Source organism: Bacillota bacterium (genome assembly GCA_040754675.1).
In the GTDB taxonomy this organism is placed as follows: domain Bacteria; phylum Bacillota; class Limnochordia; order Limnochordales; family Geochordaceae; genus Geochorda.
Genome location: JBFMCJ010000073.1, coordinates 1 through 12,137, shown reverse-complemented (window position 1 = coordinate 12,137; position 12,137 = coordinate 1). Strand labels below are relative to the sequence as shown.

9 protein-coding genes and 1 pseudogene are annotated in these 12,137 nt (G+C 69.8%); 5 read left to right on the top strand and 5 right to left on the bottom strand.

The annotated features are described in order from the left end of the window. Together AB1609_06430 and AB1609_06425 are read right to left on the bottom strand one after the other, a co-directional pair. A partial coding sequence (locus tag AB1609_06430) for a phosphoenolpyruvate carboxylase (protein MEW6046101.1) occupies nt 1-1,942 on the bottom strand: 1,942 nt, incomplete at its 3' end. Nucleotides 1,943-1,959: 17 nt separating this feature from the next. Beyond that, the gene (locus tag AB1609_06425; GenBank protein MEW6046100.1) at nt 1,960-2,940 is read right to left on the bottom strand and encodes a 2-hydroxyacid dehydrogenase; all 981 of its coding nucleotides are present in this window, start codon (nt 2,938-2,940) and stop codon (nt 1,960-1,962) included. A gap of 182 nt (nt 2,941-3,122) precedes the next feature. On the opposite strand from AB1609_06425, the gene AB1609_06420 reads away from it, so the two are divergent. Both AB1609_06420 and AB1609_06415 read left to right on the top strand, forming a co-directional pair. Next, nucleotides 3,123-3,983 (top strand): M55 family metallopeptidase, encoded by an 861-nt coding sequence (locus tag AB1609_06420; protein ID MEW6046099.1) that lies wholly within the window; start codon nt 3,123-3,125, stop codon nt 3,981-3,983. 60 nt (nt 3,984-4,043) lie between these two features. After that, on the top strand, nt 4,044-6,065 hold the full coding sequence (locus tag AB1609_06415; protein MEW6046098.1) for a methyl-accepting chemotaxis protein: 2,022 nt from the start codon (nt 4,044-4,046) through the stop codon (nt 6,063-6,065). Between the two features lie 21 nt (nt 6,066-6,086). On the opposite strand, the pseudogene AB1609_06410 reads toward AB1609_06415, so the two are convergent. The 3 genes and pseudogenes from AB1609_06410 to AB1609_06400 form a co-directional block, all read right to left on the bottom strand. Continuing rightward, a pseudogene (locus AB1609_06410) lies at nt 6,087-6,203 on the bottom strand (D-ribose ABC transporter substrate-binding protein). Further along, nucleotides 6,185-7,555 carry a sugar ABC transporter ATP-binding protein gene (locus tag AB1609_06405; GenBank protein ID MEW6046097.1) on the bottom strand — a complete coding sequence of 457 codons (1,371 nt, stop codon included), beginning with the start codon at nt 7,553-7,555 and terminating at the stop codon, nt 6,185-6,187. The pseudogene AB1609_06410 and the gene AB1609_06405 overlap by 19 nt, the downstream one beginning before the upstream one ends. Before the next feature lie 38 nt (nt 7,556-7,593). Continuing rightward, on the bottom strand, nt 7,594-8,625 hold the full coding sequence (locus AB1609_06400; GenBank protein MEW6046096.1) for a LacI family DNA-binding transcriptional regulator: 1,032 nt from the start codon (nt 8,623-8,625) through the stop codon (nt 7,594-7,596). A gap of 208 nt (nt 8,626-8,833) precedes the next feature. Between AB1609_06400 and AB1609_06395 the strand changes: the two genes are divergently transcribed. From AB1609_06395 to AB1609_06385, 3 genes are all read left to right on the top strand, one after another. Beyond that, nucleotides 8,834-9,448 (top strand): nitroreductase, encoded by a 615-nt coding sequence (locus AB1609_06395; protein ID MEW6046095.1) that lies wholly within the window; start codon nt 8,834-8,836, stop codon nt 9,446-9,448. A gap of 112 nt (nt 9,449-9,560) precedes the next feature. Beyond that, the gene (locus tag AB1609_06390; protein ID MEW6046094.1) at nt 9,561-11,063 is read left to right on the top strand and encodes a hemolysin family protein; all 1,503 of its coding nucleotides are present in this window, start codon (nt 9,561-9,563) and stop codon (nt 11,061-11,063) included. After that, a complete protein-coding gene (locus AB1609_06385; protein ID MEW6046093.1) occupies nt 11,053-11,886 on the top strand; it encodes a site-specific DNA-methyltransferase in 834 nt (277 codons plus the stop codon). Before AB1609_06390 ends, AB1609_06385 begins: the two co-directional genes overlap by 11 nt. The last annotated feature ends 251 nt before the right edge of the window (nt 11,887-12,137 follow it).

Here is a 12,137-nt window from a genome sequence, read left to right as displayed (position 1 = left end):
CGCGCTGCGCCCGGTAGAGCTCCCAGTTGGCGGCCAGGTAGCCCCCGTCCTTCGTCGTGTCCGAGTAGCCCAGCATCACCTCCAGTACGCCGCCCCAGGACGAAAGATGCCGGCGAAACGCCGGAAGGGCCAGCAGGGCCCCGAGCGTTGCGGGAGCGGCACGCAGGTCGTCGATGGTCTCGACGATGGGAACGACCCGCAGGGGCGCAGGAGTATCCGCCCCGAGTGGCGGGCGCAGGGGCGAGCCTGCCGGCGAACCCATCCCCCAACCGGCTTCTCCCAGGCGGGCGAGCAGCAGCGCCTCCAGGACGTCGCTGGGTTCATGGGCCATGCTGACAAGGCAGGTATCGACGCTCTGCGGGCCCATCTCGGCCCGGGCGGCCGCGGCCGCCTCAAAGGTCCGAAGGAGCTCCCGGGTAGCCTGAGAAAGCGCTCGGGGCGGCAACCCGGCGAGCCTGCCGGACAGGCCGGCCAGCTCCTGCAGGTTCGGCGCGTCCAGCAGCCGTCCCAGCAGCCCCTGGCGGGCGGGCTCCTCCAGCGCCTCGTAGCGGGGTTCGACGCCGGTCGCCCGGAGGACCTCGGCCACGGCGTGGCCGTAAACGTCACTGTGTTGCCGCACCTCGATGGGTGCCAGGTGAAAGCCGAACAGTTCAACCTGGCGGATGAGCCGCCCGAGGCCGCCCCGCGCGATGGCCTGGCCCCGGGCTGCGAGGAGGCTTCGTTCGATGAGGCGAAGGTCCGCCATGAACTCCTGCGCGCTGCGGTACCGGCCCGCGGTGCCCTCCGGCCGCTCGTGCCAGCCGGCCTGCAGGGCCAGGTTGTGCCGCCGCAGGAGTTCCAGGCGCCAGTACATGGCGGCGAGCTTGCGCCGGTACGGCTCGTCCTCGCTCCAGCGGATGAACCCGAGCGGCGGCGGGCTCAGCGCTTCCTCGTCCGCGGCAACCGATGCCATAAGCTCGGGCGAGACGGGCACCAGGCGGCTGCTCTGGGCAAAGCGCGCCATCAGCAGGCGCACCGCCCTCATGTAGCGGCGGATGGCCAGGTCCCGCTGCCGGCACAGGGCCTCCCACGTGAGGGCGGCCGTCACCTCGGGGTTGCCGTCCCGGTCGCCGCCCACCCAGCTTCGCAGCCGGACGACCTGGACAAGCAGGCGCTCGCCGGCCGAGAGGCGGGAGGCGAGTTCGGGGTAGGCGCGGGCAAGCTCCCGTTCCAGCGCCTCGTGCAGCGTCGGCAGGCCGTCGAAGAGGGTGGCGTCCATGAAGAAGAGCACCCGGCGCAGTTCGTCGATGACCTCGGGGCGGCGGGAACGGATTTCGCTCGTCTGCCAGCGCAGCGTGATCAGTTCCTTGATGCGCTCCCTGATCTCGTCTTGCTCGGCTGGAGTCGTGCGGGGATTCTCACGGCGATCGAGCAGTGCGTAGAGGTCCCGCAGGATGCCCAGCACGGTGCGGCGGGCCGCCTCGGTGGGGTGGGCGGTCAGCACCAGTTCGATGGAGAGGTTGCGCACGAGGTCGAGGGCCTCGCCCGCCGCCAGCCCGCGCGCCCGCAGTTCGAGCGCCAGGGCCCGCAGGGAGGCGGGCTGCGCTTGATGGGGATGCAACCGCTGGTACTCACGCCGCCGGCGGGCCCGGTGGTGCTGCTCGGCCAGATTGGTCAGCTCGAAGTAAACCGTGAAGGCTCGTGCTACCTGCAAGGCCAGCGGCGTGGGCAGGCCCGAGAGGAAGCCTGTCAGCTCCTGCTCGACGCGCCCGTCGAAGCCCTGCCGCAGCTGCCGGGTGGCCAGGCGCACCCGCTCGACCGCAACGAACAGCTCCTCGCCGCCCTGCTCTCGCAGCACCTCGCCCAGCAGCGCGCCCAGAAACCGGACCTCTTCGTGCAGCGGCCGGAACCGGTCGCCTGTTTTCCGGCCACCGGTGCTGGCGGCCAGACCGTCGGATGCCATCTCCAAAGCGCACCTCGTTACGGCGCGGCGGGGCGCATCTTCACGCCGGGATTCGCGCACGAAACCGGCAGCATCCCCGCCTGCACCCGGCGGACGTTTTCGGCCACGTGCCGGGCGATGTCAGTGTAGGAGGCGTCGGTCACCCCCGCCACGTGGGCCGTTGCCAGGACCCGAGGGTGGCGAACCAGCGGGTGGTCAGGAGGGGGAGGCTCCTTGGCGTAAACGTCCAGCGCCGCCCCGCCCAGGCGCCCGCTTTCCAGCGCGTCGAGCAATGCGGGCTCGTCGACGAGCGCGCCCCTTGCCGGGTTGATGAGAAAGGCACCCGGGCGCATGGCGGACAAGCGACTGCGGCCCATCAGGCCCCGGGTCTCGGGCGTGGCCGGCAGCGTAAGGAACACGAAGTCGCTCCGGGCGAGCAGGTCGTCGAGCCGGTCCATGGGGCCCAGCCATTCCAGGCCCAACTCCTGAGCGAGCTGGGGCTGCGGGGTGCGCTTGACCGCCGCCACCCACATCCCCATCGCCCGCAGGCGGGGAGCGAGCGCCTTGCCGATTCCTCCCAACCCCACGATGCCGGCACTCCGGCCGACCAGCGACATCCCGGCCGGCGACCCCCATGGCGAGGCCGCCCTCGCGTTGGCCCTGGCCTCATCGAGCCGCCGAGCCAGCACCAGCGCGGCCATCACGCACCACTCCGCCACCGAATCGGCATTGGCCGTGCCGCCCGTCGGCACGTTGGCCACTGGAATCCCCCGGCGCGTCGCCGCCTCGATGTCGACGCCCTCCAGCCCCGCCCCCCACTGATGGATGAGCCGAACGCGGCGGGCCCTCGACAGGAGAGCGTCGTTGATGCGCGCCATCGAGGGGATCAGCACCTCCGCCTCCCCGACCCGATCCGGAAGGCTTGCCGGGTCGGCGAACACCACCTCGGCCTCGGGCAACAAGCGCGGCAAATACGTCTTGATCGCGAAGAACGCCGGGCTCGCCACCAGAACCAGCATTTCCCCACCCTCTCGAGCTGAAGCCGCGGTGGCTTTTCGGTCGCCTTTCGCCGCGGCGCCCCCGCCTCCTCTCCCGCCCTCCTCTATCCCGTTTGCCGCTCGCATCCCGCCCGCTGCTTGCGGCCCGAAACGGGACTCCCATACAATGAGGAGAGTGACCGCAGGATGGGAGCCTGGGGCGCATGCGCATTTACATCTCGGTGGACATGGAAGGCATCGCGGGCACGTTTAGCTGGCGCCAGGACGAGGGAGAGTGGCGGCCGCAGGTACGCCGCCTGATGACCCTGGAGGTGAATGCCGCCATCGAGGGCGCCCTGGAGGCCGGCGCGACCCGTATCGTGGTCAACGACTCGCACAACTACATGGCCAATGTCGACCCCGAACTCCTCCATCCGGCCGCCGACCTCATCCAGGGGACGCCGAAGCCGCTGAGCATGGTCGAGGGCGTGCAGGAAGGGTTCGACGGGGCTTTCTTCATCGGCTACCACGCAGCAGCCGGCACGGCTCCCGCCATCCTGGATCACACGTATTCGAGCAGGTCGGCGTGGGACGTTCGCATCAACGGCCGGGTGGTCGGCGAGACCGCCGTCAACGCGGCCGTGTGCGGGTACTTCGGGGTGCCGGTGGTGCTCGTGAGCGGCGACGAGGCGGCGTGCCGCCAGGCCGCCGAGTGGCTGCCTTGGGCCCGCACGGTGGCTGTCAAGCAGGCGGCGAGCCGCTACGCGGCGCGCTCCGTGCACCCGGGGCGGGCGCGGCAGGCCATCAAGGAGGCCGCCCGAGCCGTCGTTGCCGAGCTGGCAGCGCAGCGCACCCCGGCTGCGCCGGGTCCGGCAGGGCCACACCCGTTCCAGCTCCTGCGCTTCCCGCCCCCCATCGTCGTGGAGCTGACGACGGTTCACAGCGGGCAGGCCGACGTCGCCTCGCTCATGCCGGGGGTCCAACGTACGGGGCCCCGGACGCTGCGGTACCAGGAAGACGATTACATCCGCGCCTTTCGCGCGCTGCGGGCCATGATCACCCTGGCCGGCGCGAGCGACTCGTGAGCCGCAAAGAGTAAGATTCGCTATCGAGGAATCTTTACTTTTTCGTCGAACTGCGCCCTCATGATTCGGCGCAAGCTGGTTGTCGTCATCCTCTTGACCGCACTCGTGCCACTGGTCACCTCCCTTGCGGTGGGGCTGCGCGTTGGCCAGGAGAACGTCCGGGCGGTGCAGGAGGAGCTCGGACAGCAGATACCCCGCTCCGTGGCGCTTGCGGCGGCCCTTCGGCTGCAAGCGGTCGCAGACTGGCTCGAACTATACGCCGCGGGGGCGCCCGACCGCGCCCCGGCCGGAGGCTGGCGCGTGCGGTCGCTCTCTGCCGAAGAGGCCCGGCAGCTGCCCGGGGCCCTTCGTACCGCAGCGCTGCAGGGCACCGCCACCCTTGCCACGATGGATGGGCCTGCAGCCCTCGCGCTTTTCGGTTCGGGGGCGGGGCCTGCGGCAAGAGTGGCGCCTGAGGCTCGTGGGCGGTGGGCCGTCATCGGCCAGCCCGTGACGCGGGCGCTCGAGGCCCCAGCCGCAGCTTATCTCCTGGCAGGTCAGCCTGCCAGCCTCCTTCTCACGGGGTGGGAAGACCTCACGAGGGCTACCGGTTCGGGGCTGGGCCAGGTGCGCCTTTCCCTGGTAGACCCGTCGGGGGAGGCGGTGGCCTCGATCGGCTCGCTGGGCGGCGCCGAAGTAGGCTATACCCGCTCCGTGCCGCTGGCCGCCTCCTCACAGGCAGCGAGAGAATCCGGGGGGCTGCCCGCCGGGCAGACGGGCGTCGATGCGCTGCTGACCGGCTGGTCCGTCAGGCTGGAGGCTCCGCCGCTGCAGGGCGGGCGGCTGGCCGCCATGGCGCGCCTCACCTGGACCGGCGTGGGTGTGCTGGCGGTCGTGCTGGCCCTTACCTCGTGGCTGTTTGCGGGCACCCTGACTCGCCCGGTGGTGGCCCTGATCGAGGCAGCCCGGCGCATCGGTCGCGGCGGGGAGTACGGCTCGGCGCTCGACACCGTGCGGCGCTTTGCGGCACGCCGCGACGAGATCGGCACGCTGGCGGGCGCGTTCGTCGCGATGACCGAGCACCTCCAGTCGCTCATCGAGCACACCCGCAAGGCGGCCACGGAGCTCGTGGGCGAGGTCACGAGCCTCACCAGGGGTTCAGCCGAACTGGAGCGTGGCATCAACCAGATATCGGAGACGGTGCGCCAGATGGCCACCACGTCGGAATCCCAGGCCCGCACCGCCCAGACCGTGGACGGCCAGGCCCGTTCGGCGGGCGAGGCCATTCACCAGGCCGCCACCGTCGTTGAAGAGGTCGCACACAAGGCCGAGGCCGTGGCCGGCGAGGCCCGGCAGGGCCTGCAGATGAGCCGCGCCCTCACAGCGGAACTGGAGCGCGCCGAGGCTGCCGTACGGGCGCTGACTGAGGAGGCCGGCCGCCTGGGAAGCCACTCGAAGGCCATCGGCCGGGTGGTGGAGGCCATGGCGGCCGTGGCCGATCAGACCAACCTTCTGGCGCTCAACGCCTCCATCGAGGCCGCCCGCGCCGGCGAGCACGGCCGGGGCTTCGGGGTGGTGGCGGAGGAGATTCGCAAACTCGCGGGACAGGCCCACGATTCCACCCGGGAGATCGGGGCCCTGCTGGACACCGTGCAGGCCACGATTGAAAGGGTGGTCAAGACCACCACCGAAGCCGGCACTCGCATCAAGGAACAGATTGAAGCGGGCGCCCGCGCTGCGGCCGCGTTCGATGCCGTGGGCGCCTCCGCCGTACAGCTGAGCGAACAGGCGGGGGACGTGCGGGAGGCCACCCGCCGCATCACGGACGGCATCGAACAGATCGTGCGGGCCGTTCAGGAATTCGTGGCGACGACCCAGGAGGCTGCCGCCGCCGCCCAGGAGGCTTCGGCGATGGTTCAGGAGCAGATCGAATCGCTGCAGCGCATGGCGGCCTCGCTTCACTCGCTGGATCGCCTGGCCCGCTCCTTCGAGGCCGCGCGGCAAGGCGAAGGGCCGGGCCGCTCCGGAGCGGACAGCCCGGCCCCATCGGCCGACTTGCCCCTGCCCACCCTGCGCGGGCAGGCAGGACAGGCGTCCGGGTGAGGACGCCCCCGGTAGCCCGGGCTACTTCTTCATGACCAGTTCCAGCGGGACAGGGATGTACGCTGCGACCTTCTCGCCCCTGAGGAGCTTGACGGCGGTTTCGACGGCCAGCTCTCCCATCAGGCGCGGCTTCGGAGCTCCGGCAGCTCCGACGAGACCAGGACGATGGCCTTGCCCTGGCGTGCCAGGCCGTCAATGAGCCGGTAAATCTCGGCCTTCGCCCCCACGTCGATGCCGCGGGTGGGCTCGGCCATCACCACCACGTCCGGCTCCGTGGCGAGCCACTTGGCCAGCACGACTTTCTGCTGGTTGCCGCCGCTCAGGTATGCGACCTCCTGCGAAAGGGCGGGCGTACGGATGTCGAGCTGCCGCACGAAGCCCGCGGCCACCCGGCGTTCCTCGCCGTGATCGAGCAGGCCCAGGCGTCCAAAGCGGCCAAGCGACGCCAGCGTCACGTTGGCGGCGACCGCCTGGCTCAGCACCAGCCCTTCCTCCTTGCGGTTTTCGGTGAGAAGCCCGATGCCGGCCCGCACCGCATCCGCTGGCGAACGGATCGCCCTGCGCCGGCCGCCCACCCGTATGTCACCGGCCGACGTCGGAACGGCCCCGAAGATGGCGCGCACAAGCCAGCTCTGCCCCGCTCCCATGAGCCCGGTGATGCCGACGACCTCTCCCCGCCGCACGAAAAACGAGGCGTCGTATACGCGCCCCGGAACCGTCACGTGGCTGACCTCGAAAAGCGCCTCGTCTGACGGGCGGTGGCGGCGGGCAAACATCTGCTCCACCGGGCGCCCCACCATCATGCGAACGAGCTCCGACCGGCTCACCTCCGCGGCCCGCCGCACGCCCACCAGCCGGCCATCGCGCAGCACCGTGATGCGGTCCGCGATGGCCATCACCTCGTCGAGCTTGTGGGAGATGTAGATGACGGCCACACCCCGCGCCTTGAGCGCCCCGATGATGCCGAACAGCCGCTCCACCTCGGCCTCCGTCAGGGCGGCGGTGGGCTCGTCCATGATGATGAGCACCGCCTCCTTCGAGACCGCCCTGGCGATCTCGACGATCTGCTGCTCGGCCACGGTGAGTCCGGCAACGGGCGTGCGGGGATCCACGTCAAGCCCGAGGGTGGTGAGCACCTCGCGCGCCCGTTCCTCGATCTGCCGGCGGGGAACCCGGCCGACCATGCCGGTGGCAAACGTGTCGAGGAAGATGTTCTCGGCGACGCTCAGGTGGTTGATCAGCGTAAACTCCTGGTGAATGACGCGAAGGCCGAGCCGCTGGGCGTCGAGGGGGCTTCGGATGTCGACGGGGCGGCCGTTGAGGAGGATTTCGCCCCTGTCCTTCGGGTAGACGCCGGTAAGGATCTTCACGAGCGTCGACTTGCCGGCGCCGTTTTCGCCGACCAGCGCGTGAACCTCGCCGGGCTGGACGCTGAAATCCACCCCGTCCAGGGCCTGCACCCCGGGGAAGGATTTGGAAACCCTTTTCATCTCCAACAGCGGGCGCTCCGCTGCCACCGGCGGCGAACTCACGACGGGAGCTTCCCTTCGGACGGTTGGTTCGTGCGCACGACGGAGGATTCACGGACAACCACCCTGGGTTCGAGCAGCACCCGCTCCACAGCGCGCCCGGGGTCGGAGAGGCGGCGCACCATCAGTTCGGCGGCGGCTGCCCCCATCTCGTACTTGGGCTGGGCCACCGTGGTGAGCTTCGGGCGCACCCGGACCGCGTAGGGGATGTCGTCGTAGCCGGCCACCGCGATCTCCTCCGGCACCCGCACCCCCGCCTCCTCGAAGGCCGCCAGCGCGCCGAGCGCCATCACGTCGTTGGCAGCGAACACCGCCGTGGGGCGGGGGGAGCGTTCCAGGAGCTGGCGGGCGGCCCGGTAGCCGCCCTCTTCCCGGAAGTCGCCCTCGACCACGGTCACCTGGTCCGGCGAAAGGCGATACTCCCGCACGGCCCGCTCGAACCCCGCCAGGCGGTCGGCAGCGGTCTTGAGCCGGAGCGGGCCGGTGATGGTGGCGACGTGCTGGTGGCCGAGGGAGAGCAGGTGGCGGGTGGCCTGATAGGCACCGTGCTCGTTGTTGGAGGCGACGAGGTCGGCGGCCACCGCCTCGCACGCCCGGTCGACCAGTACCAGAGGCACGTTGAGCTGGCGGAAGTGCCCCGTATCGGCAGAGGCGCTGCTTGCCACGATGGCGATGACCCCGTCCACGCCCCGGCCCAGGGCCCGGCGGAGGTAGGTGCGCTCCTTGAAATGGTTATCATCCGTGTTCCCAATGACCACCTGAAGCCCTTGCGCGGCGAGGACGTCCTCCACCCCACGCGCCACTGCGGCAAAGAACGGGTTGGTCACGTCCGGAACGAGCAGGAGCACCAGGTCCGTGCGGTTTTCCAGAAGCCCGCGGGCCAGATGGTTGGGTACGTAGTGGAGCTCCCGGGCGATCTGCAGGACGCGCTCTCGCACCTCCGGCCGCACGTAGCCCGAGTGGTTGAGCGCCCTCGATACGGTCGCCACGGATACGTTCGCCCTTTTTGCGATGTCCGCCAGCGTGGCCATGCCTGGACTGCCGTCGCTCCCCTGACGCCCGGCTCTTGTGGCGGCTTGTGTAAGGAGGTGCAATCCTTTACACATTGTTGCAGTTCGACGGCGCCCTCCGGGTTCCTGCCACCCCCGGTCCGCGCTGGCTACAATGTGGTCAAGCTGTTCTCGTGCAGAACCCCTTCGAGACAAGCGTCTCGAGCCAAGCCTGGAGGTGTCACCAAATATGGAAGTCCTCGACGCCATCCGGACCCGCCGCTGCATGGGCAAAGTCCGCAACGAGCGCCCACCCCGGCAGCTCATCGAGCGCCTCATCGAGGCCGCCGGGTGGGCTCCCAACCACTTCATGACCCAACCGTGGCGTTTCTTCGTCCTGGCCGGGCCGGCCCGCGAGGAACTCGGCCGGGTCATGGCCCGCGCCCTGAAGGCCCGCCTGGAGAAGCAGGGCAAGACCGCCACTCAGGAGCAGCTTGCCGGCGAGCAGTCCCGGGCCCTCAGGGCTCCGGTCGTCATCGTGGTCGCCGTCGAACCTTCCACGACGGAGCCCCGCGCCATCGAGATGGAAGAGATTACCTCCGGCGCCGCCGCTGTCCAGAACCTGCTGCTGGCCGCCCACGGCCTGGGGCTTGCCGCCTACTGGCGAACAGGCGACGCGGCCTACGATCCGCTGGTCAAAGAGCACTTCGGGCTCTCACCCCGGGCCCACATCATCGCCTTCGTCCACGTCGGGTATCCGGACGGCGAACTGCCGGCGGCCAAGCCCCGGGACCTGGCGCCCCGGACGTTCTGGCGGGGCTGGGAGCAGGCGTCCGGCCCCTCACCGTTCGGGCAGCGGCCGTAGCACTGTGGCGTCTGAGCCGCCCCCCGTTCTGGGGGCGCGAGCGGCGCCGTGTATAATGGGGGTGGCTTACCAAAGAAAATAGGGGCTTCCCTGGAAAGCACTGGGGTAGGTGATGCCGGCTTTGGACTCCGACACAGGATGGCGTATCGCCGTACTGGTGGGGCTCCTCGGCCTGTCGGCATTCTTCTCGAGTTCGGAAACGGCCCTGATGGCCTTCAGCCGCATCCGGCTGCGCCGCCTGGCGGATTCGGGCGACCCTGCTGCCAAACGCATCAGCAAGCTCGTGGAGTCGCCCGCCCGGTTGCTCACCACCATCCTCATCGGCAACAACCTGATCAACACGGCGATCACGGCCATCGCCACGGCCCTCGTGCTGCGGTGGGTCGTGGACGAGGAGACGGCCCTGCTCCTCTCCACGCTCACGGCCACCACAGCGATCCTGATCCTCGGCGAAATCACCCCGAAGGCCCTCGCTGCCAGCTCCCCTGAAACCGTCGCGCGCTTCGTGCACCGGCCCATCGGCGCGTTGGTCTGGCTGATGGCCCCGGTCAACCGGGTGTTCGCCGCTGCGACCGACCTGCTGCTGCGCCTGACAGGGCGCGGCCGCCGCCACGAACCGTCCGTCACCGAGGACGACGTGCGCACGCTGTTGACGCTCGGGCGGCAGCAGGGGGTTTTCGCCCCTGAAGAGCAGCGCATGGTGGAACGCATCTTCGCCTTCGGAGACTTGCGGGTGCGGGACGTAATGGTGCCCCGCGTGGACGTGGTGGGCATTTCCCGGGAAATCACCTGGCCCGAACTGCTCGCCCGGGTGCGCCAGGAACACTTCACGCGCTACCCGGTCTACGACGGCGACCTCGACCACATCATCGGCATCCTGCACGTCAAGGAACTCATGATCGAAGCCGCCCGGCGCCAGCCCGACGCCGCAGCGTCACACGCCCAACTCGCCGCCCACCCAGGCCACCAGCAGCCCGCCGCGACGGGCATCACGGCCCCTGGCTCCGGAGGAGCGGGCGGGCCGCCGCTTCCCGAGCACTTCGACATCACGCGCTTCATCCGCCCCGCCTACTTCATCCCGGAGTCGAAGCGGGTGGTCGAGCTCCTGCGCGAGATGCGCCAGCGGCGCGCCCACATGGCCGTGGTGGTCGACGAGTTCGGCGGCACGGCGGGCATCGTCACCATCGAGGACCTGCTCGAAGAGGTGGTGGGCGACATATCGGACGAGTTCGACCACCGGGAACCGCCCATCCGCCGCCTCGACGAGCGCACGTTCAGCGCGGCCGGCAGCGTCCGCCTGGAGGAACTCAACGAACACCTCAGCCTGCGACTCGCCTGCGAGGAGGCCGACACCATTGCGGGCCTCGTGATGGCCGTCCTCGGGCGCATCCCGGCGCCTGGCGACCGCGTCACGCAGGACGGGGTCGAGATGGTCGTGGAGCGCATGGACGGCCAGCGCATCGAGCGGCTGCTGATCCGGCTCCCCGAGCCACTACCCACGGAGCGAAGCGCCAATTCCGGCGTGGCCGGCCGGCATGACCCCGGACCGGGCCAGGACGGTCCGTCCCGGAGCAGCGCGGCGACGCCACGAAAAGAGGCTCTTCGTGCCTCTTGAAGCGAGGCGACCAGGCGCCCCCGGCGTGGATGCGCGGCGTCGAGCCAACGAACTCGACGGGCGCACCTGGCAGCGCTACTCCATCAGCGTGTGGAGCGACATCCGCAAAACCCCCGAGGAGACGCGGCTGGGCCACCCTGCGCTCTTCCCGGTGGCGCTGGTCACACGCCTCATCGAGTGCTTCACCACGCAAGAAGACCGTGTCATCCTGGACCCGTTTGCCGGGACCGGGGCGACCCCGATTGCCGCGGAGATGATGGGCCGGGTGGGCATCGGACTCGACATCTCAGAGGCGTACTGCAGGCTGGCGCGCGAGCGGGTGGTGGACGCCCGGCAAGGGGGAGAACGGCGGATCTACTGCGACGACGCTCGCAACCTGCTGCGCTACGTCGAGCCGCAGAGCGTCGACCTGGTCATCACGTCGCCGCCCTACTGGAACATCCTGATGCAGCGCCGGACGGCGGACGGCAAACCTGCGCGCCACTACGGCGCTTCTCAGGGAGATCTGGGGAAGATCCCGTCGTACGCCGACTTCCTGGCGGCCCTGAAGGACGCCTTCTCCCTGGTGTTCAGCGCCCTCAAGCCCGGCCGGTACTGCATCGTTATCGTGATGGACCTGCGGAAGAAGGACCGGTTTTACCCGTTTCACGCCGATCTGGCCCGGATGATGCAGGAAATCGGCTTCGTCTGGGACGACCTGGTCATCTGGGACCGCCGCCACGAGTACAACCACATGCGGCCTCTCGGCTACCCGTATCGCTTCCGCATCAACAAGGCCCACGAGTTCGTCCTGATCTTCCGCAAGCCGCCCGCGGCGTCCTGACCGTCACCTCGCCATTGCCGGCCATTGCGGTGCGCCTGGCCCGCTGAATTGCGGTCACGGGCCCCACGGGGCCGACGAATAGGCGGGGCCTGTCCACAGCGCGGCCTCCTTGCTGCACCGCGGCGAGGCGGCTTGCGGTAAATATTGACGGTAACGATTACCACGACTACCATGAAAAGAAACAACGGGCACGGGGGGGTCAGGATGGCGAAGTTTGATGCGGTAGCCGTTTGTCGGAACGGTTCCGAAGG

What these genes read in the sequence shown, in the direction of transcription:
- AB1609_06390 (MEW6046094.1), top strand. Translation starts at nt 9,561, where the DNA reads ATGCCGGCTTTGGACTCCGACACAGGATGGCGTATCGCCGTACTGGTG.
- AB1609_06415 (MEW6046098.1), top strand. Translation starts at nt 4,044, where the DNA reads ATGATTCGGCGCAAGCTGGTTGTCGTCATCCTCTTGACCGCACTCGTG.
- AB1609_06405 (MEW6046097.1), bottom strand. Translation starts at nt 7,555, where the DNA reads ATGAAAAGGGTTTCCAAATCCTTCCCCGGGGTGCAGGCCCTGGACGGG.
- AB1609_06395 (MEW6046095.1), top strand. Translation starts at nt 8,834, where the DNA reads ATGGAAGTCCTCGACGCCATCCGGACCCGCCGCTGCATGGGCAAAGTC.
- AB1609_06420 (MEW6046099.1), top strand. Translation starts at nt 3,123, where the DNA reads ATGCGCATTTACATCTCGGTGGACATGGAAGGCATCGCGGGCACGTTT.
- AB1609_06400 (MEW6046096.1), bottom strand. Translation starts at nt 8,625, where the DNA reads ATGGCCACGCTGGCGGACATCGCAAAAAGGGCGAACGTATCCGTGGCG.
- AB1609_06425 (MEW6046100.1), bottom strand. Translation starts at nt 2,940, where the DNA reads ATGCTGGTTCTGGTGGCGAGCCCGGCGTTCTTCGCGATCAAGACGTAT.